The 24031-nt window shown below is 71.3% G+C and carries 21 protein-coding genes; 10 read left to right on the top strand and 11 right to left on the bottom strand.

What is annotated here, in order from left to right; all coding sequences use genetic code 11:
• Positions 1 to 2 precede the first annotated feature (2 nt).
• Complete coding sequence (locus JYK02_RS18785) at positions 3 to 764, bottom strand: hypothetical protein (protein WP_207052879.1); 762 nt, start codon at positions 762 to 764, stop codon at positions 3 to 5.
• 143 nt (positions 765 to 907) lie between these two features.
• Between JYK02_RS18785 and JYK02_RS18780 the strand changes: the two genes are divergently transcribed.
• A complete protein-coding gene (locus tag JYK02_RS18780) occupies positions 908 to 1600 on the top strand; it encodes a hypothetical protein (protein WP_242588800.1) in 693 nt (230 codons plus the stop codon).
• Here the strand turns inward: JYK02_RS18780 and JYK02_RS18775 are convergent.
• The 3 genes from JYK02_RS18775 to JYK02_RS18765 form a co-directional block, all read right to left on the bottom strand.
• A complete protein-coding gene (locus JYK02_RS18775; RefSeq protein ID WP_207052877.1) occupies positions 1569 to 2540 on the bottom strand; it encodes a hypothetical protein in 972 nt (323 codons plus the stop codon). The two genes, JYK02_RS18780 and JYK02_RS18775, sit on opposite strands and share 32 nt — an antisense overlap.
• A gap of 49 nt (positions 2541 to 2589) precedes the next feature.
• Complete coding sequence (locus tag JYK02_RS18770; protein WP_207052876.1) at positions 2590 to 2985, bottom strand: hypothetical protein; 396 nt, start codon at positions 2983 to 2985, stop codon at positions 2590 to 2592.
• A gap of 553 nt (positions 2986 to 3538) precedes the next feature.
• The gene (locus JYK02_RS18765) at positions 3539 to 5302 is read right to left on the bottom strand and encodes an ABC transporter transmembrane domain-containing protein (RefSeq protein ID WP_207052875.1); all 1764 of its coding nucleotides are present in this window, start codon (positions 5300 to 5302) and stop codon (positions 3539 to 3541) included.
• Between the two features lie 159 nt (positions 5303 to 5461).
• Between JYK02_RS18765 and JYK02_RS18760 the strand changes: the two genes are divergently transcribed.
• The 4 genes from JYK02_RS18760 to JYK02_RS18745 all read left to right on the top strand — a co-directional run bounded on the left by JYK02_RS18760 (position 5462) and on the right by JYK02_RS18745 (position 11138).
• Positions 5462 to 5902 (top strand): hypothetical protein, encoded by a 441-nt coding sequence (locus JYK02_RS18760; RefSeq protein WP_120523638.1) that lies wholly within the window; start codon positions 5462 to 5464, stop codon positions 5900 to 5902.
• 125 nt (positions 5903 to 6027) lie between these two features.
• Positions 6028 to 7149, top strand: coding sequence for a molecular chaperone DnaJ (gene dnaJ, locus JYK02_RS18755; RefSeq protein WP_207052874.1), 1122 nt, complete (start codon positions 6028 to 6030; stop codon positions 7147 to 7149).
• Between the two features lie 189 nt (positions 7150 to 7338).
• Positions 7339 to 9483, top strand: a complete 2145-nt coding sequence (locus tag JYK02_RS18750; RefSeq protein WP_242588799.1) for a penicillin-binding protein activator — start codon at positions 7339 to 7341, stop codon at positions 9481 to 9483.
• On the top strand, positions 9480 to 11138 hold the full coding sequence (locus tag JYK02_RS18745) for a WD40 repeat domain-containing protein (protein WP_207052872.1): 1659 nt from the start codon (positions 9480 to 9482) through the stop codon (positions 11136 to 11138). The genes JYK02_RS18750 and JYK02_RS18745 overlap by 4 nt, the downstream gene beginning before the upstream one ends.
• Here the strand turns inward: JYK02_RS18745 and JYK02_RS18740 are convergent.
• On the bottom strand, positions 11132 to 11824 hold the full coding sequence (locus tag JYK02_RS18740) for an NAD-binding oxidoreductase (protein ID WP_207052871.1): 693 nt from the start codon (positions 11822 to 11824) through the stop codon (positions 11132 to 11134). The genes JYK02_RS18745 and JYK02_RS18740 overlap by 7 nt on opposite strands.
• Before the next feature lie 57 nt (positions 11825 to 11881).
• Between JYK02_RS18740 and JYK02_RS18735 the strand changes: the two genes are divergently transcribed.
• Positions 11882 to 12667 (top strand): transglycosylase domain-containing protein, encoded by a 786-nt coding sequence (locus JYK02_RS18735; protein WP_207052869.1) that lies wholly within the window; start codon positions 11882 to 11884, stop codon positions 12665 to 12667.
• 10 nt (positions 12668 to 12677) lie between these two features.
• Here the strand turns inward: JYK02_RS18735 and JYK02_RS18730 are convergent, their stop codons facing one another.
• The 5 genes from JYK02_RS18730 to JYK02_RS18710 all read right to left on the bottom strand — a co-directional run bounded on the left by JYK02_RS18730 (position 12678) and on the right by JYK02_RS18710 (position 19666).
• Positions 12678 to 13160 carry a hypothetical protein gene (locus JYK02_RS18730; protein ID WP_207052867.1) on the bottom strand — a complete coding sequence of 161 codons (483 nt, stop codon included), beginning with the start codon at positions 13158 to 13160 and terminating at the stop codon, positions 12678 to 12680.
• Between the two features lie 13 nt (positions 13161 to 13173).
• Positions 13174 to 14865: a serine/threonine-protein kinase gene (locus JYK02_RS18725; RefSeq protein WP_207052865.1), complete on the bottom strand. Its 1692-nt coding sequence runs from the start codon at positions 14863 to 14865 to the stop codon at positions 13174 to 13176.
• A 139-nt stretch (positions 14866 to 15004) separates the two neighbouring features.
• Positions 15005 to 16771 carry a hypothetical protein gene (locus JYK02_RS40450; protein WP_207052863.1) on the bottom strand — a complete coding sequence of 589 codons (1767 nt, stop codon included), beginning with the start codon at positions 16769 to 16771 and terminating at the stop codon, positions 15005 to 15007.
• Between the two features lie 14 nt (positions 16772 to 16785).
• Positions 16786 to 17757 (bottom strand): hypothetical protein, encoded by a 972-nt coding sequence (locus tag JYK02_RS18715; RefSeq protein ID WP_207052861.1) that lies wholly within the window; start codon positions 17755 to 17757, stop codon positions 16786 to 16788.
• A gap of 178 nt (positions 17758 to 17935) precedes the next feature.
• On the bottom strand, positions 17936 to 19666 hold the full coding sequence (locus tag JYK02_RS18710) for a CpaF family protein (protein ID WP_207052860.1): 1731 nt from the start codon (positions 19664 to 19666) through the stop codon (positions 17936 to 17938).
• A gap of 133 nt (positions 19667 to 19799) precedes the next feature.
• Between JYK02_RS18710 and JYK02_RS18705 the strand changes: the two genes are divergently transcribed.
• Both JYK02_RS18705 and JYK02_RS18700 read left to right on the top strand, forming a co-directional pair.
• The gene (locus tag JYK02_RS18705) at positions 19800 to 20480 is read left to right on the top strand and encodes a uracil-DNA glycosylase (RefSeq protein WP_207052858.1); all 681 of its coding nucleotides are present in this window, start codon (positions 19800 to 19802) and stop codon (positions 20478 to 20480) included.
• Positions 20481 to 20520: 40 nt separating this feature from the next.
• Positions 20521 to 21150, top strand: a complete 630-nt coding sequence (locus JYK02_RS18700) for a hypothetical protein (RefSeq protein ID WP_207052856.1) — start codon at positions 20521 to 20523, stop codon at positions 21148 to 21150.
• A 103-nt stretch (positions 21151 to 21253) separates the two neighbouring features.
• On the opposite strand, the gene JYK02_RS18695 is transcribed toward JYK02_RS18700, so the two are convergent.
• Complete coding sequence (locus JYK02_RS18695) at positions 21254 to 21415, bottom strand: hypothetical protein (RefSeq protein ID WP_207052854.1); 162 nt, start codon at positions 21413 to 21415, stop codon at positions 21254 to 21256.
• Between the two features lie 34 nt (positions 21416 to 21449).
• Between JYK02_RS18695 and JYK02_RS40445 the strand changes: the two genes are divergently transcribed.
• Together JYK02_RS40445 and JYK02_RS18685 are read left to right on the top strand one after the other, a co-directional pair.
• The gene (locus JYK02_RS40445) at positions 21450 to 22799 is read left to right on the top strand and encodes a TIM44-like domain-containing protein (RefSeq protein WP_207052852.1); all 1350 of its coding nucleotides are present in this window, start codon (positions 21450 to 21452) and stop codon (positions 22797 to 22799) included.
• Positions 22800 to 22812: 13 nt separating this feature from the next.
• Positions 22813 to 24024 (top strand): hypothetical protein, encoded by a 1212-nt coding sequence (locus tag JYK02_RS18685; RefSeq protein ID WP_207052850.1) that lies wholly within the window; start codon positions 22813 to 22815, stop codon positions 24022 to 24024.
• The last annotated feature ends 7 nt before the right edge of the window (positions 24025 to 24031 follow it).

Below are 24031 nucleotides of genomic sequence, written 5' to 3'. Positions count from 1 at the left end.
CTTCATCTCCCCTTGCGGGCGCGCCACAGCGCCGCCAGTCCCCGCCGGACGAGGGTGCGCACCTGCGCCAGCTCCTCGGGGGCGAGGGGGTGCTCCTCGTCCTGCTCCGCCTCGAACAGCGCTTCCGTCACGTATTCCTGGAGGGTGTCCGGCGCGGGCGGCGCATCCGGTTCCCTGTCCAGGGCCCTGGCATCCACGGCCCCGAGCCCCGGCGGCCAGCCCAGCTCCAGCATGGCGTGCAGCTCGAAGAGCAGGTGGCGGGCGACCCCGTAACCTTCATCCGTGAGGCCAGCGGCGTCAAGCGCACCCAGCAAGCCGTCCTGCCGGTTCTCATAGGCATGCATCAGCCGCGTGCGCGCCTTGTCGTCGTCCTCCAGATAACGCCAGGCCGCCTCCACGAATTCGCCCGAGGGCTCGCCGGGATGGAAGGGCGCGGGCGGCTGCAGCCGCTCCTTCTTGGGGCGCGGCGGGCGGGGGCCGTCATCCAGCCGCACCTCCTTGCCCTCCAGCACCAGGTCCCAGAGGCCCAGCAGGTTCTGGTACAGGCGGCGCGCCAGGTCGGGGTCCCGGAAGCGGGGCTCCCCGTCGAAGAGGGTGGGAATCACCTCGGTGTGGTCGGCGCCGTCCGCGCGCGCCTCGCGCATGCGCTCGAGCACGGCGGCGGTGTCGCAGGGACTGCCGGCCAGCTCCAGCAGTCCGTCGAGCGTCTGTACACCCTCGAACTGGCGGACGAAGTCGGGGGCTCGGTTCTTGGAGCGGCTCATCGTGAAATGGACGGTAGGCACAAGGCGGGCATCCGCGCACGGGGCATTCACGCCGGACGGCGCGGCTTCCGTTTCGGGCCGGGCGCCCCTACTCTGCGGCAGTCATGGCCGTGGAACCTTCGTCCGACTCCCTGAAATCCGCGATGCAGGAACTCTATCGCGCGCGCGCGGTGGAGGGTCCCCTGGGGGAGAACGGCCTGCGCACCGTCTGGCACCTGTCTCCCCAGGGCGCGGAGCTGATGTCGCTGGTGGACGAGGACGGCCGGGTGCGCCGCCAGGAGCTCACGCTGCTGGATGAGCACTGCATCTGGGCCAGCGGCCAGGGCGTGCGCACGGGCCGGGTGGAGGGCGGCGAGGCACGCCCCGTCTCCACGGAGGTTCGCGCGGACCCGGAGCTGGTGCCGCAGCGGCTGGTGCGCGCCGCGCAGGCCCTCGCCACCTACGCGGGGCAGGACCGTTACATCCTGCACATGCAGCGCGTGCTGGCCCTGGCGCGCGAGGGGCTGGAGATGTCCAGCGTCACGACGCCGGAGCTGATGGGCCGGGACCCTGGCGCGACGCGGGACACCGTGCCCACCCGGACCGTGACCTTCACGCCGGTGGCGCCGACGCCCAGGGAGGCCGCCCCCGCCGCCGCGCCGGAGCCCGGGCCGCAAGCCGCCCCGGCGCCGCGGGAGGAGCCGGAGCCGCCCGTGCTGCGCTACGGCCAGCCGCTGCCCAACGAGGTCCTGCCTCCGGTGGTGCGCCGCTCGGAGGGGCTCGTGATGGTGGCCGTATTTGGCGTTGCCGTCGTGGTCGGGCTCTTCATCCTGTACGTGCTGATGCGGGGAAGCTGAGGCGCACGGGCGAGTGCTCGCCCATCAGGTGCGTCACGTCCGCGTCGGTGGGCACGGGGCCGGTGGACGTGCGGCGTCCGGCGGTGACGCGCTCCGGGCCCAGCGTCGTGTGCAGCGGATGCGCGTCCAGCACCAGCAGGACGGCCACCGCGACGGTGAGCACCAGGCCGCCCACCCACTCCAGCGCGCGCGTGCGCCGGGCCTCGCGCGCGCGGTACGTCGTCAGCCAGGTGATGCCCAGCACCAGCAGGCAGGAGAAGCAGCTCCAGCGCACCGTGCGCAGCCGCGCCGCCTGCGCCATGCCCTCCGCCATCAGGTCGGGACGCAGCGCGCCCGGGGCCCGTGACAGTCGCGACAGCAGCGTGAAGAGCTGGTGCGCCTCCAGCGTGCCCACCACCGCCATGCCCGCCAGCGCCGCGGACACCAGGCTGCCCAGCAGCAGGCTGCGGCGCGTGTTGTCGTCCTGACCCGCGCTTGCGCGGCTGAGGCGCGCCATGCCCAGCGCCACCGACAGCGCGCCCAGCAGCACCGCGCTCGTCCAGGCGCCGAGCAGCCGGGGAGCCATCGCCTTGCCCATCCCCGACGTCAGCGCGACGCCCGCGTCGGTGGCGGACACGAAGGGCAGCGCCGCCTGCATCTGCTCCAGCAGCACCTCCGTGCCCAGCAGGCCCAGCGTCCAGGGCACCGTCGCCATGCCCACCATGACCGCCAGTGGCACCGTGCGGCCCAGCAGCGTGGACCCCGCCGCGAAGGTGAGCAGCGGCACCTCCACCAGCAGCGCGAACCCCAGCAGCACCGCGAAGGGCCCCGCGGAGGTCACCACGCTCAACAGGCCGGAGGGACTGCCCAGCAACGCGGGCAGCGTGCCCCCCAACACGCACACCGTGGCGGGGACGGCCAGCGCCACGACGAACAGTCCGGGCGCGACGTGGGGTCTCACTGGAACAAGCATTTCCAGTAAGAATAGGGTGTCATCGATTCCTGGTAATTCAGACGGGGGGACGACCCACGAGCCAGTACACGACAGAGCAGGCGGCGCCGGCGATGGGAGCCAGCACGATTCCCCAGAGGAGTGTCTGGCTGCAGTCAGGACCGTCGCAGCCGATGCGGCCGTAGGCGAGCACGCCGCCCGCGAGCATGGGCACGTGCATGCCGGCGATGAACAGGCCCAGCCCGCGCAGCACGAGCCCCCGGTACCAGGGCCGCGTCCACAGCCGGAAGACGAGCGGGACGAGGACGAGCGTGACGGTGAAGGACGCGGCCAGCGCGAAGTGCCGGGCGGCCACCGCGACGCAGGCGCCCGCGGCCAGCAGCAGGGCAGGCACCAGCAGAAGCGCGTTGAGCGACAGCGGCTCTCGTTCGCGGGGCGGCGGCGTCGGAGGCATGGCCAGGGCGGAAGGGTCGCAGGGCGTGCCCGGCCGCGCAAGGCCGGGAATGGGGGCACGGCGCGAGCGGACACCGGCCCCGGGTCGGAGGGCATGGCCCTCCAGGTCATGGGCCTCCCGGCCGGACCCTCGCGCCCGGTGCACGCCCAACTGGTCCGACAGTCGGACCAGTTCAGGCGGTGCGTGCGGAAGGGGGGCGGTCCCGCCACGCGCCCAACTGGTCCGACAGTCGGACCAGTTCAAGCGGTGCGTGCGGACGGGGCCAGTCCCAACTGGTCCGACAGTCGGACCAGTTCAGGCGGTGCGTGCGGATGGAGTGGGCCCGGCGCGCTCCCAACTGGTCCGACAGTCGGACCAGTTCAGGCGGTGCGTGCGGACGGAGCGGGCCCGAGGCGTTCCCAACTGGTCCGACAATCGGACCAGTTCAGGCAGTGCGTGCGGACGGGGCCAGTCCCAACTGGTCCGATAGTCAGACCAGTTCAGGCGGTGCGTGCGGCCAGGGCGGTCCTCCCACGCTCGCGCCGTCCCGACCGTGGGGCGGCATGGCGCATGCTCAGGCGGCGACGGCGCCTTCGCCCAGGAGCCGCGCGTAGCGGCCGCGCAGCGCGAGCAACTGCTCGTGCGTGCCGGCCTCCACCACCTGTCCGCCCTCCACCACGGCGATGAGGTCCGCGTCGCGCACGGTGCTCAGGCGGTGCGCGATGACCAGCACCGTGCGGCCCTTCATCAGCGCCTGGAGCCCCGCGCCCACCGCCGCCTCACTGGTGGCGTCCAGGGCGCTCGTGGGCTCATCCAGCAGCAGCAGGGAGGGGCGGCACAGGAAGGCTCGCGCCAGGGCCAGCCGCTGGCGTTGTCCGCCGGACAGCCGGCTGCCCCGCTCGCCCACGGGCTCATCCAGGCCGCCGGGCAGCGCGCGCACGAAGTCCTCCGCGTGCGCCAGCCGCAGCGCCTCCCACAGCGCGTCGTCCGTCGCGTCCGGCTGGCCCAGGCGCAGGTTGTGGCGCACGGTGCCGGAGAAGAGCACCGGCTCCTGCGGCACCCACGCCACCTGGCCGCGCACGCTGGACGCCTTCAGCGAGGACAGCGGCAGGCCGTCCCACTTCACCTCGCCGCCGCTGGGGGGCAGGAAGCCCAGCAGCACGGAGAACAGCGTCGTCTTGCCCGCGCCGGACGGGCCCACCAGCGCCACGCGCGAGCCCGCGGCAATCGTCAGGTCCACGCCCTTGAGCGCTTCCCGGCCGTCCGCGTAGGTGGCGCGCACGCCGGACAGCTCCAGGGCGCGAGACAGGGGCGGAGCCTCCGCGCCCACGTCCGGCGGCACCGGCGCGTCCGCGAGCGCGAAGAGGCGCTCCGCCGCCGCCAGCCCCGTCAGCACCTGGGACAGCGTGCCGCTCAGCGACTTCACCGGCTGGTAGAGCAGCAGCGCCGCCGCCATGAAGGACAGCAGCCGCCCCGCCAGCGACGGATCCATGGACACCGCGCGGGCGCCCCACGCCACCGCCGCCGCCACGCCCACGATGCCCAAGAGCTCCACCGTGGGGCTGAACGCGCCGCGGATGAAGAGCGAGCGGCGCATCTCCGACAGGTACGCCTCCGCCTCCTGGTCGAAGGACTCCAGCGCGCGCGGCACCGTGCCGTAGGCCTGCACCACCGGGAGGTTCTGGAGCTGCTCGGCGGTGATGGCGCTGAGCGCGCCCAGGTTCGCCTGCGAGCGGGTCGCCACCTTCTTCAGCGAACGCGCGAACCGGTTCACCGGCAACACCGTCACCGGCACGACGACGAACGTGAAGAGAAAGAGTTTCGCGTCGATGAGGAAGCAGGTCGCCAGCAGTGAGACGATCTGCAGCCCATCCCTTACGTACGATGACAAGGCCTGGGTGACGGAGAACTCCACCAGGGGTACGTCCGAGGTGAACCGGGAGACAAGTTCTCCCGAGTGCCGCTGCTCGAAGAAAGAAGGCGGCTGGGCGAGCAGGCGGCCGTAGAGAAAGCCCCTCAGGTCGGCCATCACACGCTGGCCCAAGCGCTGCATCAGGCCGCCCTGGAGGAACTGGGCGGTGGCCTTCACCAGCGCCACCGCGACCACCAGCAGGGGCAGGCGGGACAGCAGGGCTTCCGGTGACAGGGTCATCCCCGCGACGGTGACGGGGGCGCCGGTGAGGACGGCGCGCAGCAGCGGTCCGACGATCCAGGCGTACGCGGCGGTAGCGGCCGCGGCGGTGAGCGAGGCCAGCGTGCCCGCGAGGAGCAACCGGCGGTACGGGCTCAGGTAGCCCAGGAGCCGGCGATAGACGTGCGCGGAGGGACGGGGGGCCACGGGAGGGGGCGCACTCTGTCACCGAGGCGACGGTGGCGTCCAAGCCAAAGGGACATGGGAAGCGGGCGTGCATGGCCGCCTGCCCCACGGCCGGTCAGGGAGCGCTCGCGCCCGCCTGCGTTGCCGCATCCCACACATGCGGACAGCTTGAGAGGCGCCATGGAAACCAACTCCGAGAAAGAAGTCCTGTTCAATCCCGGCTGCGAGTCGGTCGTGGATGATGAAGAGCGCCGCCGTCTGCTCTGGCTGATGGCCGAGTACTTCCGCACCATCGGTTACTCGGACATCAAGGCCCGGCTCCCTGGCTTCATGCCGCCGCCCGTGCTCTCCGGCACCATCGAGGATCACCGGCCGGACTTCACCTGCCGCCAGTCCGACTCCGCCCGCACGCCCATCATCCTGGAGATCGTCACCCCGGGCATGGTGGATGATCCGACCGCGGAGAACCGCTGGAGCCTCCTGGCCAGCGCCGCGAAGCTCTACAACGCGGAGCTGCACTTCGTGGTCCCCAAGTGGTCCATCAACGGCCCCGTGGACCCGGCCCTCAAGCGCCGGCTCGCTCGCATGGAGCTGACCGTGAACCGCGTCTGGACCGTGTAAGCACGGCTCACTGCCGCACGGAGGGTTGGACCGGGCCTGGATTGCTGGCGAGTTTCGCTGCGTTATAGTGACTCCGATTCTCTACGCAGCTTGAAAACGCCAGCAATTTCCAGGGGTTCGATTCAATGGCAGGGGCCGCAGGGCAGAAGCGCGACTACTACGAGGTCCTGGGCGTCCAGAAGAATGTCTCGGCGCAGGACCTGAAGAGCGCGTTCCGGAAGGTCGCGTTGCAGTACCACCCGGACCGCAACCCCGGGAACCACGAGGCCGAGGAGAAGTTCAAGGAGGCCTCGGAAGCCTATGAGGTCCTGAGCGATCCGGACCGGCGCACGAAGTACGACCGCTTCGGACACGCGGGCAACCCCTTCGGGGACGCGGGCGGCGGCTTCCAGGGCGTCAACATCAACGACATCTTCGGAGAGATCTTCGGCGACATCTTCGGGGGTGGCGGCGGGCGTGGCCGGCAGCGCAACAGCCGGGGCGCGGACCTGCGCTACAACCTGGAGATCAGCTTCGAGGAGGCCGCGTTCGGCTGCCGTCCGAAGGTGACCATCCCCCGTCCGAAGAAGTGCGACACCTGCTCCGGCTCCGGCAGCAAGAGCGGCGCGGCCCCCCGGCCCTGCGCGGCGTGCGGCGGCAGCGGGGAGCTGCGCTACTCGCAGGGCTTCTTCGCGGTGTCGCGGCCGTGCGGTGACTGCGGCGGCTCGGGCGCCACCATCCCGGATCCGTGCGGCAAGTGCCGGGGCTCCGGGAAGATTCCGTCCGAAGAGGTCATCGAGGTCGCCATCCCGGGCGGCGTGGACAACGGCACGCGCGTGCGGCTGGGCGGCATGGGCGAGCCGGGTGACCGGGGCGGGCCTCCGGGCGACCTGTACGTGACGGTCATCGTGCGCGAGCACCCGCTCTTCCAGCGCGAGGAGTACGAGGTCTTCTGCGAGGTGCCGGTGTCCTTCACGCAGGCGGCGCTGGGCGCGAAGATCGACGTGCCCACGCTGGACGGCAAGGTGAAGATGACCATCCCGCAGGGGACCCAGTCCGGGAAGGTGTTCCGGCTGCGCGGCAAGGGCATCCCGCACCTGCACAGCCAGCAGCGGGGCGACCAGCACGTGCGCGTCATCATCGAAACGCCCACGGAGCTGACGTCCAAGCAGCGCGAGCTGCTGGAGCGCTTCGCGGAGGTGTCCGGCGAGGAGACCCATCCCCAGTCGAAGACCTTCTTCGACAAGGTGAAGGAGCTCTTCGGCTAGGAGGCCGGGCGTGCGTCCGGGGCCGCGCGAAGGCGTGGCTCCGGGGCCGCACGCGGTGGGGGAGGGGAGCCAGCTCCCCCTCGGTGACGCACGCGGGCACGCGCGGTGCACTGAAGCGGACGTTCCAGGGGAATCTTCCCCCCGCTCAAGTGTCGACGGAGCCGCACCCGCGCTGCTATGCACCTCGCCATGGAAGTCCTCTCCGCATCGCGCCGCGCGCTCGTCGCCGCGCTGGCCCTGACGTTGACCGCCTGCCCCAAGTCGCCCTCCCGCACCGACAGCCGGGACGACACCTCCGGGGGGGACACCACCCAGAACAACCGCCCGCGCGTGGAGGCGAAGCAGGACGCCACCGCGAACGCCGCGCTCGCGCAGGCCCGCACGCAGGCGCAGTCGAACCCGGACAAGAAGCAGGCCGCGGAGGCCTACCTGTCCGTGCGCAAGGCGTACCCCGCCACCACCGCCGGCCAGGACGCGCTCTACAACGCGGGCGTCCTCTACTTCGAGGCGAAGGACTACGCGAACGCGCGCAAGGCCTTCAACGAGCTGCTCTTCGAGAACCCCCTCTACGCCCAGGCCGAGGACGCCAAGCACAAGCTGGCCGTCTCCGCCATGGAGGTGGGCGCCTACCGCGACGCGTACCAGACGCTCACCAGCCTGGCGGAGCGCGCGTCCGGGGAGGAGAAGGAGCAGCTCTTGAAGGAGGCCGCGCGCGCGGCGGAGGGCGCGGGCCTTTACTCGCAGGCGCTGTCGTCCGCGGTGAAGGAAGCCGGCGACGCGCAGACGCCGGAGGAGAAGACGGCGGCGGTGCAGAAGGTGGAGCAGTTGGTGGAGGGCCGCGCCAGCTTCCTGGACATCGCGCGCGTGCAGGAGGGGCTGTCCCCGTCCAACCCCGCGTGGCCGGTGCTCCAGTTCAAGCTGGCGCGCATCTACTACCACCTGCGTGACTGGACCCGCCTGGAGGAGACGCTCCAGACGTACCTGCGTGAGGCGCCCAACAGCGCCTTCGCGCCGCAGGCGAAGGACCTGCTCGCGCGCGCCACCCGCCGCGTGGAGGTGCGTCCGCGCACGGTGGCGGTGCTGCTGCCCATGACGGGCCGCTACCAGCCCATCGGTGAGGCGGTGCTGCGCGGCGTGAAGCTGGCGCTGCAGGGCAGCGACATCGAGCTGGTGGTGAAGGACACGCAGGGCGACGTCAACAAGACGGGCACCGCGATGGAGCAGCTCGCGTTCGACGACGGCGCCATCGCGGCGCTGGGGCCGCTGCTGGTGGACGACACCAAGCGCGCGGCGCTGCTGGCCGAAGAGCTCCAGGTGCCGCTGCTGACGCTGAGCCGTCAGGAGGGCATCACGGACATCGGCCCGTACGTCTTCCGCAACATGCTGACGAACTCCGCGCAGGCGCGCGCCATCGCGGACTACGCGATGAACGTGAAGGGCTACAAGCGCTTCGCGGTGCTCTACCCGAACATCCCCTACGGCGTGGAGCTGGCGAACGAGTTCTGGGACGACGTGGTGTCGCGCGGTGGCGCGGTGCGCGGCGCGGAGTCCTACTCCTACGACCAGACGACGTTCACCGGCGAGGCCAAGCGCCTGGTGGGCCGCTACTACCTGGAGGACCGCGGCGACTGGGCGGAGGCCGTGCGCGACGTGCAGGGTGAGAAGATCACGGACGCGTACCGCCGCCGCAAGGCGATGGAGAAGGCGAAGAGCGGCGTGGAACCCATCATCGACTTCGAGGGCCTCTTCATCCCGGACGACTGGCGCCGGGTGAGCCTGGTGACGCCCGCGCTCGCGGTGGAGGACATCGTCACCAACGCGTGCGACCCGCGCGACCTGGAGCGCATCCGCAAGACGACGGGCAAGAAGGACCTGAAGACCGTCACGCTCTTCGGCACCAACCAGTGGTCCAGCCCCAAGGGCCGCTCGGGCCTGCCGGAGCTGCTGGAGCGCGGCGGCAAGTTCGTCACCTGCTCGGTGTACGTGGACGGCTTCTTCGTGGACTCGCAGCGCCCCGCGACGCAGAAGTTCGTGAAGACCTACCGCGACGCGTACAGGGAGCTGGGCCGTGACCCGGGCCTGCTGGAGGCCATCGGCTACGACTCGGCGCGCATGGTGCGGCAGGTCATCGACAAGCAGCGTCCCAACTCGCGCGCGGCGATGCGCGAGGCGCTGGCGGGGCTGAAGGACTTCGACGGCGCCACGGGCCGCACGTCGTTCAACGACAAGCGGGAAGCGGACAAGCAGCTGTTCCTCCTGTCCGTGGACAGCAAGGGCGTGAACGAGATCAACGTGGAGAAGGAGAAGGCCGCCGTCCGCGGCTCGGGTTCATGAGCCTGCGTACCGGGGGCTTCGTCCTCGCGGGCGCGCTTGCGCTCACGGGCTGCGCGCACACGGCCGCGGGTCTGTCTCCGGACACGGCGACGCGGCTGGCGTCCACGCCCGGAGGCTTCCTCTCCGGCGCGGTGGAGGGCTTCGACGGGGAGCCCGCCGTCCTCAACCGCAAGGACTTCATCTGGGCGCTGGACTTCGCGCCGAGCGGCCACCGCGTGGCGTACACGCGCCTGGGCGACAAGGCGTACCACGTGTCCATCTGGGACCTGGCGCCCTCCGCCTCGAAGGCGGGTGACGCTGGCGCGCCGGTGATGCTCGCGGATCCGCAGGTCAACGTTCAGCAGTACGACCTGGAGGGCGTGGCCTTCTCACCGGACGGCGCGAGGGTGGCCACGGTGAGCCGCAGCGGCGCGGTGCAGCTCTTCGACGCGACGACGGGCGCGCAGGTGGGGGCGCTCGCCACGGAGGAGCCGCTGGTGTCGGTGGCCTTCCATCCGGATGGCCGGTGGCTGGCGGTGGGCAGCGCGCAGGGGCTGGTGTCCCTGCTGTCCGTGCCGGAGCTGACGTTCGGCGCGGAGGCGCGGCTGCACATGGGGCCGGTGAGCGCGCTGGCGTTCGCGGCGGACGGGACGCTGTACTCGGGCGGCTGGGACAAGCACGTGCGCGCGTCGGACACGCCGGAGCAGGCGCTCAAGCCGGACGTGGCGCGCACGCACTTCGAGCGGCGCGGCGGCTTCGCGGCGGTGCAGGGGCGCGTGGACAGCGGGCCGCCGGTGGTGCTGGCGCTGGACTCGCGCACGCCGGTGGTGGTGCTCACCACCGCGGCGGCGGCGGCGTCCGGCATCGACGTGGCGTTCCTGAAGGACACCGTCACCGTGCCGGGCGCGCTGGGCAACACCGTGGCGCGGCTGGCGCGCGGACGCACGCTGCGCTTCAAGGCCATGACGCTGCCGGGCGTGGACGTGGCGGTGTGCGACGCGTGCGTGCCGCAGGGCAGCCAGGGCGTGCTGGGCGCGCCCTTCAGCGAGCGCGTGGACACGGTCTTCGACGAGACGACGGCGGAGGCGGTGCTCACGCTCAAGGGCGGCCCGCCGGAAGGGGCTCCTTCCGGGACGGCGCGAGCGCTCACGCCGCGCCTGGACTTCACCTTCCCGGCGCATGTCAACGACGTCACCGTGGACGCGCGCGGCCAGCGCCTGGGCGTGGCCTTCAGCCAGGAGAAGGCGGAGCGCAACCGCACCGTCTACGAGCGCGAGCGCAAGGGCATCGAGGAGCCCCAGGGCCCGTGGAACGCGGGCGCACTGGTGAACGCGGCCTCCGGCCAGGTGCTGCACAAGTGGGAGCTGCACCACGGCGTGGTGTCCACCGCGGCCATCTCCCCGGATGGGCGCTCGCTGGCGACGGGCGGGTGGGACCGGCGCGTGTACCTCTTCGTCGACGGCGCGCCGGAAGCGAAGGGCGAGCTGGAGTTCGGCTGGTCCGTGCGGCGCGTGCGCTTCGCGCCGGATGGGCGCCAGGTGGGCGTGGCCGCGTGGACGCCGCAGAAGGCCACCGGCAGCCAGGAGAGCGACCCGGCGGCGGTGGTGGTGGGCGTGCGCTACGCGTCTCCCACGGTGGAGCCGCGAGCGGCTCCGGCCGCTCCGGCGGCTCAGTAGTTGAGGAACACGGCGTTCCTGGGAACGCCGCGCCGGGCCAGCTGGGCCATCACGTCCTGCACCATGTCGGACGGGCCGCACACGAAGGCGATGGCCTGCTCCAGCCGCTCCTCGCCCAGGTGGGCCTGCACGTAGCCGACAAGGCCCTGCCAGCCGCTGGCGCCGGGGCGGCTCACGGTGCACAGCACGCGCACGCCGTCCGCCTGCCATTGCTCCAGCTCATGCTGGTACGCGAAGCCGCCCGCCGTGCGCGCGCCGAAGTACAGCGTCACCTGGCCATATGCGCCGCGCTCCTGTCGCACGGCGGCGATGACGGGGCGGATGGCGGAGATGCCGGAGCCGCTGGCGAACAGCAGCAGGTCGCGGCCGCGCGCCTTCTCCATGGGGAAGCCGGGGCCCTCCGGACGCTTCACCTCCACGCTCGCGCCCACGGGCAGGCGCAGCAGCGCGGCGGGCAGCGAGCCGTCGTCCTTGAGCAGGAACTCCCACCGCGTGCCATGGGGGGCCGGCGGCGAGGCGATGGCGAACATGCCCGGCTCCCCACCGGGAAGGCGCAGCTGGACGTACTGCCCCGGGTGGGCGTGCGAGCCCACCAGCGGCGTCCCGCCGATGTCGAGCACCCAGTCGGTGAGTCCATCCGCCGCGGGCTTCCGGGCGGTGACGGTGGCGGTGTGCCAGTCGCTCATGGGTGGCTTTCTAACCGGTCCTCCTGGCGCGTGCCTCCCCCTGCTAGAGTCGGCCCCGTGAAGACCGTTTTCTGGCTGTTCATGTTCCTGGTCGGCCTGGCCGGCGTGGTGATTCCGCTCACGTACCTGTACACGGCCAGCAAGCTGCCGCGTCTGGAGAGCGAGTTCGACGTCGAGAGCCAGCTGCGCCACCGCATCGAGGGCGACCGGATGAGCGTGCTGGCCGGCCGGATGGACCAGGGCGGCCGGGAGCGCGCGGCGGTGACCTTCACGCGGCCGGACTTCTCGCGGATGCCCAAGGACCTGGTGGCGCTCTACATCCGCCAGATGGACTGCCCCACGTACTTCCAGACGCCGCGCGAGGACGGCCGCGCGTGGGCGTGGCGCCTGTTCGCCGGCGTGACGCTGGGCACGGCGCCTCCCGGGGACGGCTCCTGCGAGCGCCACCTGGCCATGCGCATCGCGCGGCAGATTGGCATCGAGGGCGAGCTGCCGCTGTCCGTGGCGGCGCACCGGCTGCACGCCTTCTTCCAGAAGGACCAGCTCGTCGCCTACGACCTGTCCACCATCCGCTTCGAGCGCGGCGTCATCGGCGTGGAGGACGCGGCCCGCAAGCTCTTCGGCCGGGAGCTGGGCGAGCTCCAGTTGTCGGAGCTGGCGGAGCTGCAGCTCGCGCTGCCGCCGTACGGGTTCTACGGCGACCTCAAGGCCTGCAAGAACGCGAGCCTCATCCGGCAGAACCGCGACCTGCTGCTGCAGGACCTGGCGGGCTACGCGCTGGTGAGCGAGGAGCGCGCGCGCAACGCCATCGCGCAGCCGGTGGCGTGCCTGTCGGTGAAGTAGCGGGCCGTCCTCAGCGCCGCACCTCCGCGGGGACCTGCGCAAGCCAGCCCACCTCCAGCGCGCCCCACAGGCCCAGCAGGATGGCCTCCGCGGCGTCGTGGCGCAGCGAGGTGGGGCGGGGCGCGTGGGACCAGTCGATGACCCGCCGCGCGAGTCCATCCGCGGCGTCCTTCGCCAGTGCGCCGCTGCGCTGCTCGCGCGCGTAGAGCAGCCGGTGGCGCCAGTCCTCGGCGGCCACGCGCAGCACGGGCAGGGCGCGGCGCAGGGCCTCGCGCTCCCAGACGTCCGCGATGGGGCCACCGCCCTCCAGCACGAGCCACGCGAGCGGGGACGCGTCCTGGAGCACGGCGGGCACCGCGCGCTTGAGCCGCGCGTGCGTGCCGAAGTTCTGCGAGCGGTACCACTGCAGCCGCCCGTCCGCGCCGAAGCGCGCGAGCCCGCTGCGCAGTCCCAGGTCCACCGCGAGCAGCGCAGGACCTGGGGGCGCGGTCATGGCGGCGGGAGGGCTAGAGCGCTTCCTGCTTCACGTCGTTGAGGTCCTTCACGATGCGAAGCCGGTCCGCGGCGGTGGATTCCTCGGCGTCCTGCTGGAGCTGATAGAGGAACCCGACGAAGCGCTTTCGTTCCGCCTCGCCCAGCCGGGTGTTGTTCTTGATCCGGGCCGCGACCGAGCGGATCTCCGCCAGCAGTTCCTCCTCGGACGGAGTCCGGTTGCCACGGGGCACCGAGCGGCCCGTCCCGGAAGGCGTGGCCTTCGCCGCGACCTTGGGGCCAGGCTCCGCCTGCTTCGGCGGGGCCTCCGCGACAGGCGCGGGCGGAGTGGCCGCTTCCTGCGCGGGCGCGGGTTCGAACTTCGGCGCGGGAGGCAGCGGCGCGGGTTCGAGCTTCGGCGCGGGAGGCGGCGCCGCGACGGCGACGACGGGCGGAGGCGTCTCACCGCCACGGCGCGTGGCGACGACGACGCCCACGGCGGTGAGCAGCACGGCCGCGCCCAAGGCGATGGGCACGAAGCGCCGCAGCGACGGGGGCTCTTCCTGCGGCACCATCAGGTCCTCGGGCGGGACCGGCGGCGGAACCTGGGTGGTGGGGCGGCGCGCGTCCACGTCGCTGACGGCGACGGCGGGGGCCGGCTTGGGCGGCGCGGGCTCGACAGGGGCGGGCGCGGTGGGGTTGGTGCGCGTGGCGCGCAGGGTGCGGCGCAGCTTGGCCAGGTGCTGACGCAGGACATCCGCGGAGTTGGGGCGCGTCTCCGGGTCCTTGGTGAGCATCTGCAGGATGAAGGCGTCCACGGCGGGCGGCAGGTCGGGGACGAACTCCGACGGCCGGGGAGGGCGGGCCTCCACGTGCTTCATGAGCAGGTCCACCGGGGAGCTGCCGATGAAGGGCAGCCGGCCGGTGATGATCTCGAAGGTGACGACGCCCATGGCGTACAGGTCCGTCATGGGGCCCACGGACTGGCCGCGGGCCTGCTCGGGCGCCATGTACTCCGGGGTGCCGACGACCATGTCGGTGCGCGTCTGCGCGGTGCGGCCGGTGGGGCCCTCGCCGCGCTTGGCGAGCCCGAAGTCCAGCAGCTTCACGTAGCGCGAGCCGTCCGGCTGGCGCACGAGGAAGATGTTGCTGGGCTTGAGGTCGCGGTGCACCACGCCCGCACCGTGCGCGGCGCCCAGGGCGGCGAGCACTTCATCCAGGAGGGACAGCGCCTCCGGGACGGGGATGCGGCCCTTCTCCGCGAGGATGGCGTCGAGCGGCTGGCCTTCGAGGTACTCCATGACGATGTACTGGCGACCGTCGGGGAGCTGGCCGAAGCCGAAGATGTCGATGATGCCGCGGTGGCGGATGGCGTTGACGGCGCGGGCCTCCGCGAGGAGGCGGGCCACCTGTTCGGACGAGTGCGCCAGTTCGGGGCGCAGCACCTTCACGGCGACGCGCTTGCCGATGAGGGGCTGGATGCCGTCGTAGACGAGCCCCATGCCGCCGACGCCGATGCGTGAGCGCAGTTCGTACTCGCCCAGCTTCAGGCCGATGAGGGGATCGGAGAGGGCGGAGGCTTCGTTACCGGAGTGCTCCACGATGACCTTCGGTTCCGGTGGAGTCGGCTGGAACGACGACAGCACGACGGTGCCATCGCGAGGGCACACCGCCGTCTCGGACGGAACGGTGAGGCCGCAGGTTTCGCAGATCAGCTCGGATGACATCTCCACCGCGGGAGAGCGTAACAGGTGAAATCCCGGGAAGCGAAGTCACGGCCCGTGGATGCAGGGCAAGCAAACAGGCACCTGCCCCCGGGTCTCGTTTTCTCACCCGCCGCTGTCCAGCAGCAGGCGATGCAGTGGGTCAGGGCGTCCCGGCGTCGACGAAGGTGCAGTCGACGAAGTCCTGAGCGAGCCCGGGGGGGCCATTGTTTCCGCCGTTACTCGCTCCACCTTGGCCTCCTGCGCCCTTCATGACCTGGCTGTCGATGAGCGTTATCCCAGCGTCTCCCTTGCACCAGACCCCCACGGACGGGCCTCCAGCGCCACCTCCACCTGCACCACCGCGGCCCCCTTGCCCACCCTTGCCTCCGACTCCACCCGTGCCGCTATAAACCGTGTAGAGCGGATCCTTGTTGTCCACCTTGAAGGTGGTGCTCACCCCGGTACCGCCGACCCCGCCGTCACCACCTTCGCCGCCAAGGCCGCCTTCCTTGCCGTCGCCGCCAGTGCCTCCCGGACCAGCCTGGACCTGGGACATTCCTGTCAGTGTGACACGGGAGTTGATCACGACGAGCGCGATGGAGGCACCTCCATTGAGGCCACCGCTGCCTGGGAGACCGCCACATCCGCCCGCGCCACCACTGCCGCCAGAACCGGAGCCTGCGGCCGAGCCATTGGGCACAGTTGGTGAGGCAGTCGCGGCACATGCGCCACCGCCGCCTCCACCGCCTCCGCCTCCACCAGCAGGACCGATTCCACCCCCCTGACCATGTATCAGTGCGTCAGGTCCCCAGGCCCAGCTGCCAGTGAGCGCATCCAATTGTCCCAATGCCGCGATGCCGGCTCTGCCTGATACGCCTGCATCATTCGCATCCAGTCCATTGTCACCAGCGGCTCCGTTCGAGACGAAGCAGTAACAGAAAGCTCCGTTGGGACATTCGAAGACTCCTGCGTCACCGCCCTGTCCTCCGACACCACCGCGGTCCAAGGGAAAGCCCTTGAACCCAGCCTGACCATCTCCAATCGTGACTCCTGCACCGCTGGATCCACCCGTTCGGGCACCCCCCACCGCGCAGGTCGTCGCGCCACCACCCCTGCTGCTGCCAGCTTGGTCAACCCCTCCATCCTGGCCCATGACACCGACCCCTCCGGTGGCTCCGACTCCTCCAGCAGAACCCGATGCACCGGTGCCGCCGGAACCTGACTCAAGGCGGGTGCCGCGCAAGGTTGTGTCCGCGCTGTTCAAGACCTTGAGCACCACCGAGGCTCCGCCGTCAGTGCTTGTGCTCGAGGATACGATGTACAACGAGTCCAGGAGGACGCCCGTCACACCACGCACCGTGAACGCCAGCGTGCCACCATTCACCAGCGTGGGAGTGGTGCTCTTGAAGCGGCTCCAGTAACGGTCACCCGGTCCGTTCCACCGGTAGCCACCGTGCAGTGACACCGGTGTGGTCACCACGGTCTCTGGCTCGTTGTACGTACCGACGCCCAGGTACACGTGCGTACGCGTAGCGGTGGGACCGGCGGCCTGAATCAACTCCAGCGCCCTGTGCAGGGTCAGCAGAGGTGCTTTCTGGGTGCCGTCATCCGTGTCCTTGCCGCGAATCGGATCCACGAAGTAGCCGGCGTCCGCCATGCCGTCGACGCCGTCGCAGTTCAGGTCCTGGGCTTTGGGGTCAGGCTCATCCGTGTCAGAGACGGGAGTGCAGGTCGGCTCCGGCTCAACGACCTCGCCGCCGTCGCCCGCATCACCGGCGTCGCTGCCTCCGTCCTCGTTGGCCTGCGGTCCGCAGCGGCCCGCGTCCTGGCAGCCTTCATAGGCGGCTTGGAAATCACTGCAGCCGCCCATGCCGAGCACCGCACCGAACACCGCGCTCAGCGCGCCGACCTTCCAGAGGTTCCGCATGGCTTTCCCCGTGCTCACTGCCACGTCCCAGCGAAGCTCAATCCACCGCCCTGCGGCGTGAGCGTCACGGACGGCTGAACGTTCGTCTGCTTCACCGGCAGGAAGTACATCAACGCGCCCGCCGCGATGGCCGCCGCGCCCACGCCGATGCCCACCACGCCAATCGTCTGGGAACGCTTGCCGGAGTCGCGGACCTTTTCCGCCTCCGCCAGCGTGGGAAACTCGTTGTTGTTCAGGTCGCTGAGCTTCCCGCGCGACTGCACGTAGAACACCGTCCCCACGCCCGCCAGCACCACGCCGCCCGCCGCCGGCACCCAGGCCCACTTGCGCCGTCCCGGCGTCTCCACCTTCGGCGTGTCACTCAGCCCCAGGTCCGTGGGCGGCTGCACGCCCGGCGTCAGGTCCGGCCCCGGCAAGGGCTGCTTCTCCCCCGGCGTCACCTGCGGCGTCACCTGCGCCACGGGCGGCGTCACCGGCGGCGGCGCCACCGGCTCCGGACGCAGCACCCGCATCGTGATGGGCACCACTTCATCCAGGGACCGCGTCAGCGCGTCCATCACCTGGTCCTTCTTCACCTCCGGCACCGAGTGCTCCGTGAGGGGCGCGCCGTCCTGTGCCGTGTACACGCGCACGCCGGCCTTGTAGCCGTTGAGGTACGGCAGCACCTCCGTCACCATCACCACGTCCGTCTTCGCCGCCGCGCCCAGCGACGCGATGCACGCCGGCTGCGTGCGCTTGCAGCGCATCATCGCCGTGCGCTGCTTCTTCGTCAGGGTGCGCGTCACGTCCTCCACGCGGATCACCTCCAGGCCCCGGGCCTTGAGCTGCTCGGCCACGTGCTCCTGGGCGATTCCGATGAGGTAGCGCGGCGTTCCGCGCGCCGCGTCCGTCGGCGCCAGCAACACGGTGACGGGCTTCGCGGAGGAGGCGGGTGCGGGCGCCTGAGCGACCACCAGGGTGAGCGCGGCGAGGAAGGGGATCAACACGGGAGCACTTTCTCCCTGACCCGTCCTCCTCGCAAGGTCAGGATTCGCCGACCCGCGTGGTGGGACAGGGCCCCACCCACCCGGGGGCGACACCGGTGTCCGGCGCCGGGCGCCCCACGCGGATGCATCACGTCGCCGGTGCGCGAAGGACCCGGAAGGTCCCCGCGCACGGCTCGGGCTAGCGGCGCGGACGCTCCGGCGCGGGGCGGATCTGCGTCTTCTCGGACGTGTTCAGCTCCGTCTTCGGCCGGTCGTCGTCCTCGTCCTCGTCCAGGTCGTCGGAGGGCGGTGGCGGCGGACCCGGCGGACGGCGCGTGGGCGTCGCACCCGCGCGCAGCGTGTTGGACGGCGGCGCGCCAGGCCGAGCGGGCGCGGGCGGCGGACGGCGCGGCGGCGGCGTGTTGCGCGCGGGCGGGGCCTCCGCGAGCAGGTCCTCGGACACCTGCACCAGCGGCTCCGAGGCGGCGGAGGCGCGGGTGTCCTCCTGCTCCGCGAACGGGTTGCGCGTGGGCGGCGGCGTCTTGTCGTCGTCCTGCGGAGGCGGCGGGCGCGGCGGCAGCGAGGGGCGCAGCGCGGGCGCGGCCTTCGCGGGCGGCGGAGCCGGCGGCGCGGCGGGCTTGGGCGGGGTGGCCGCGGGCTTGGGGCCGGAGACCGGACCGTCCGGAGCCGCGTTGCGCAGCACCTGTTCGAAGCGCTCCCAGTCCTCCTTGAAGTGCGCGGGGTCTGGCAGTCCCTGCTCGCGGTGCTTCAGCGAGGGGGCCCAGCGCAGCGTGTACGCCTCGCCCACGTGGAAGCTGGGCGGGGGCGGCACGCCGTAGGTGGCCGGGTCGAAGAAGGCGTCGTCCAGGTCGGTGAAGCCGTACGCGCGCGCCTTCTGGATGAAGTTGGGGATGATGCCGGTGGGCGCGTGGTAGCCCAGGATGTTCTCGTGCTCGTCCTTGGCGACGGGCGTGAAGACGAAGATGTCCTGGGTGCGGTACTCGCCCTTCTCGTTGAGGGGCAGCACCTCCGACAGGGCAATCGTCTTGCGGCTGCCGTCGTGGAGGCGCTCGCAGCAGATGATGAAGTTGATGGCGCTGGCCACCTGGGCGCGCACGGCGACCATGGGCAGCTCCACGGACGACATGAGGCACAGGGACTCGATGCGGCGCAGCGTGTCCGTGGGCGTGTTCGCGTGCGTGGTGGCCAGCGAGCCGCCGTGGCCGGTGTTCATGGCCTGCATGAGGTGGAAGGCCTCGCCGCCGCGCACCTCGCCCACCACGATGCGGTCCGGGCGCAGACGCAGCGCGGAGTGCAGCAGGTCACCCATGTCCACGGCGCCCTTGCCGAACTTGTCGGCGGGGCGGGACTCGAAGGCCACGATGTGGGACTGGTTGAGCTGGAGCTCGGCGGAGTCCTCGATGGTGAGGATGCGCTCCTCGTCCGGGATGAGGGACGAGACGATGTTGAGCAGCGTCGTCTTGCCGGAGCCCGTGCCGCCGGCCACCAGCATGTTGAGCTTGGTGGCGATGCCGGCCTCGATGAGGCGCGCCATGGGCTTGGTCAGCGACTTGAACTTCAACAGCGAGTCGATGCTCAGCTTGTCCTTGAAGAACTTGCGGATGGAGATGGTGGTGCCGTTGCGCGCGATGGGCGGAATCACCACGTGGATGCGGCTGCCGTCGGGCAGGCGCGCGTCCAGGCGGGGGCGCTCCTCGGAGAGGGGACGGCCCACGAACTGGGCCATGTTGCGCGCGGCGCCAATCAGGCCTTCTTCGGAGAAGGAGGCATCCGTCTTGATCAGCCGGCCCTTGCGTTCGATCCACACGTCGGTGGGGCCGTTGATCATGATTTCCGACACCGACTCGTCGTCCAGGTAGGGCAGGACGGGCTTGAGGAAGGCGCGGAGTGACTCGGTGTACATCGTCATGGCGGGCGCGAGGCTAGCGCGCCCCGGCCCGGGCCCCAAGCTCCCGCCCTGACTGCCTGCTCGCTTTCCGGTGTGGCGGGCCGCCTCAGGACGCGCGCTCTGGTCTAGGGTGTTGCCCCCACGGAGGGTCGCAATGAGCCTGGCGGACGGGTTGCCCGAGGACTGGAAGCAGGTGCTGCATGACGCCATCAACGCGCCGTCGTTCAAGGAGCTGGAGAAGTTCCTGAAGCAGGAACGCAAGGAGCACACCGTGTTCCCGTCGGAGGCGGACCTGTTCTCCGCGTTCCGCCTCACGCCCTACGCGGACGTGCGCGTGCTGCTGCTCGGCCAGGACCCCTACCACGGCCCGGGACAGGCCCACGGCCTCGCCTTCTCCGTGCAGCCCGGCGTGCCGCCTCCGCCCTCGCTCGTGAACATGTTCAAGGAGCTCCAGAGCGACGTGGGCGCGCCGAAGCCGCGCGACGGGTCGCTCATCCCGTGGGCGAAGCAGGGCGTGCTCCTGCTCAACACCGTGCTCACCGTGCGCCAGGCCTCGCCCAACAGCCACGCGAAGCACGGCTGGGAGCCCTTCACCGACGCCGTCATCCGCGCCGTCAGCGCCAAGGAAGACGCCGTCGTCTTCCTGCTCTGGGGCAAGCCCGCGCAGAAGAAGAAGGCCCTCATCGACGGCGACCGCCACATCATCCTGGAGGGCGTGCACCCCTCGCCGCTGTCCGCCAGCAAGGGGTTCTTCGGGAGCAAGCCCTACAGCACCACCAACGCCGCGCTGAAGAAGCACGGCCAGCGCACCATCGACTGGGAGCTGCCCTCGTAGAAACGGGTCGCCGGTGGGTTGGCTATAGTGCCCGCCCACGATGGCCAAGACCCTCCTCGAAGACGCCGCACGCACCCAGGCCGCGGAAGCCGTCGCGGCCATTGAATCCCAGACGGCCGCCGAGGTCGTCGTGGCCGTGCGCCGCGCGTCCGGCGACTACGCCCACACCGATGCGTGGCTGGGCGCGTGCGTCGCCTACGTCAACCTGATGGTCCTGCTGTTCATCCCGCAGGACATCCACCTCCTCGCCTTCCCGCCCGTGGTGGCGCTGTCCTACTTCGGCGGCGTGCTCCTGGGCCGCGCGCTGCCGTCGCTGCGCCGCTCGCTCACCTCGCGCAAACGTCAGGAAGCCGCGGTGCGCACCGCCGCGCGCGCCGCCTTCACGGAGCTGGGCGTGTCTCACACGTCGCGCCGCACCGGCATCCTGGTGTTCGTCTCCGTCCTGGAGCGCCGCGTGGAGGTCGTCACCGACTACGGCGTGGACCCCTCGCTCATGGGCGCGGAGTGGCAGGACGCGCTCACGCAGCTGTCCGCCGCGGTGGCCACGTCCACCGAGCCCGAGCCCTTCTTCCAGGCCCTGCGCCGCCTCCAGGCACCGCTGTCGCGCGCGCTGCCCCGCCTGGAGGATGACGTGAACGAACTGCCGGACATGCCCGGAGCCGTGGCGTGAGGCGCTCCCGCTCCGTCCTCCTGCTCCTCGGCGTCGCGCTGTTCCTGGGACTGAGCGTCGCCTCGCTCCCCGAAGCGGAAGCGCGCCCCGGCGGTGGCAGCACCTACCGCGGCTCCAGCCGCAGTTCTTCGAGCAGCAGCCGCAGCTCCTCGGGCAGCCGCAGTTCTTCGAGCAGCAGCCGCAGCTCCTCCAGCCGCAGCTCGTCGTCCTCCTCCTTCGGCTCCAGCAGCAGCCGGTCCTCGTACAGCTCCGGCAGCCGCTCCACCGGTTCCGGCGGCGGGACGTACTACGGCCCGGAGGTGAGTGAAGGGCAGTTCGGCGGCTTCTGCCTGCTCCTCGTCGTCGTGGGCGTGGGCGTGCTCGTGCTCATGAGCGTGAACAAGGGCTCGGAGCAGAAGGACTGGAGCACCCTGGCGCCGCAAGCCCCGCCGCCGCCCCAGCGCCAGGGCTCGCTGCGCACGAAGCTCGCGGGCCTGGCCCGCATCGGGCCCAAGGGGTCGGACGGGTCGATGCAGCCGTTGGACCCGGAGTTCTCCATCGTCCTCTTCGAGGACTTCGTCTACTCGCTCTTCGCCCGCGTGCACGAGGCGCGCGGCGGCGACCGCCTGGACACGCTGGGCGGCTGGCTGTCCGACGAGGCCATCGCGTCGCTGCGCGCGCTGGGCACGCCGGACACGGTGAAGGCCGTGGTGGTGGGCGCCGTCACGTACGAGGACGTGAAGGGCGTGGGTCCGAACAGCCGGCGCGTCCACGTCGTGCTGCGCTTCGAGGCCAACTACACGGAGGCCTCCGGCTCCGAGCAGAGCTGGTACGTCGCGGAGGAGTGGCGGCTGGAGCGCGCCGCGTCCGCGAAGTCCCGGGCGCCCGAGGACGTGCGCGCCTTCAAGTGCCCCAACTGCGGCGCGCCGCTGGAGTCCGTGCAGGGCCACAAGTGCTCGTACTGCGACACGGTGGTGAACACCGGCGAGTTCGACTGGGTGGTGACGCGCGTGGTGTCGCAGGAGCGCGAGCGGCGCGGTCCCCAGCTCACCGGCACCACGGAGGAGCAGGGCACGGAGCTGCCCACCGTGAAGGACTCGCGCGCGCAGGAGCGGTTGAACGCGCTCCTGCACGACGACCCGGAAGCGACGCCGCTGGCGCTGCGCAAGCGCCTGGAGTTCATCTTCCACGAGATGCAGACGGCGTGGGCGAAGCGCGAGTGGCAGGGCATGCGCCCCTTCCTCAGCGACAACCTCTTCCAGACGCAGCTGTACTGGATCAACGCCTACCGCCAGGCGGGCCTGCGCAACATCACGGAGAACGCGCGCATCACCAACATGGTGCTCGCGCGCGTGACGCGGGATGCGTACTTCGACGCCGTCACCCTGCGCGTGTACGCCGTCAGCCTGGACTACACGGTGCGGGACGGAGACGGGCAGGTCGTGGGCGGCAGCCGTAACCGCGAGCGCGCCTACAGCGAGTACTGGACGCTCATCCGCGGCCGGGGCGTGCACGGCAAGCCCTCCACGCAGAAGCAGTGCCCGTCGTGCGGCGCCCCGCTGTCCATCAACATGGCCGGCCACTGCACCCACTGCCAGGCACGGGTGACGTCCGGCGAGTTCGACTGGGTGCTCAGCCGCATCGAGCAGGACGAGTCCTACCAGGGCTGAGCCACGGTCCCTCATGCACACGTTCCCTGGGTTCGCGCTGCTCGGTCTCCTCGTCACGGCCACTCCGGCTCCCCAGCCCTTTGGCGCCTGGTTCGATGCGCGCGTGAAGGCGGAGAAGCCGGAGGTCCGCGAGCGCTTCCAACAGGACCTGGATGGGGACGGCCAGGAGGACGACGTCGCCTGTTACGACTTCAAGGCGCCGGAAGGGCCCGGCACCACGCCCCCCGTCATCCTGGTGGGGCTGGCCACCGGGGAGCGCTTCGCCATGCGCGGCGACGGGCTGGGCCCGATTGCCTACGTCGGGTGTCCCAGCGCGCCGTCATCGAAGCCGAAGGACCGGCCGGGCAGCCTCCACCTCGGGGGCAATGGTCTGACGGGCTACGCGGGGGCGGTGTCCCTGCGGTTCGACAGGAAGGGCCCGCTGCTGGTGGGCGGCGAGACCGGTGACCGGTACCACGCGTGGTGGATGGATCTGATCTCCCAACGGACGGAACTTTCGTCCTACGAGTACTCGGAAGCGCAGACCGAGGACCCTGTCCCGGCCCGGTCCGCCGCGATGCTCGCCTCCGGGACGCAAGCGCCCGCGCCGGCCGCGCCGGTCTGGGTGAGCTGGGGGAAGAAGAACTGGAGCGGCGACGCGGACGCGGGCCTGAAGGCGCAGTGGCTGCGCAAGGACAGCACGGTGACGCTCATCGCGACGCTCCAGGACGACCAGCCCGTGCCCGCCACGGATGCCAGCGCGAAGGCCATCCTCGCCGCGGATCACCTGGAGCTGTGGTGGAGCGAACCGAACGGGGAGTCCACGCGCGCGGTGCAACTGGGCGTGGCGCGCACCGCGGAGGGCAAGCCCGTCGCCACGTGGTTCCAGCCTCCCGGCCGCAAGAGCAAGGCGCTCCCCGCGCTCCGGTGGACCGCGCCCGGCCGGTTCGAGGTGGACCTTCCCGTGAGCGGGTGGGTTCCCAAGCCGCGCGAGGGCGTCACCGTCCATGACGGTGACGTGGAGCCGCCCTCGGCGCTGGCGGCGGTCACGGTCGTGTTCTCCGACAGCGATGGGAAGGGGCAGGAGACGCTCGTCTCCACCACGGAGCAGCGTCCTGGCGCTACCGTCTTCAGCTCCCTCTATCTGGCCGAGCCCGGGAGCCTGTACCCCCGGTTGAGCAGGGGCGTCTTCAACTGGGTGCCCCTCAAGCAGGCCACCACGCTGCGCGAGCTGGTCCTCGAGTAGCGCCAGG

It is taken from the genome of Corallococcus macrosporus, assembly GCF_017302985.1.
GTDB classification, from domain to species: domain Bacteria; phylum Myxococcota; class Myxococcia; order Myxococcales; family Myxococcaceae; genus Corallococcus; species Corallococcus macrosporus_A.
This window is presented reverse-complemented; position numbering and strand designations above follow the sequence as displayed.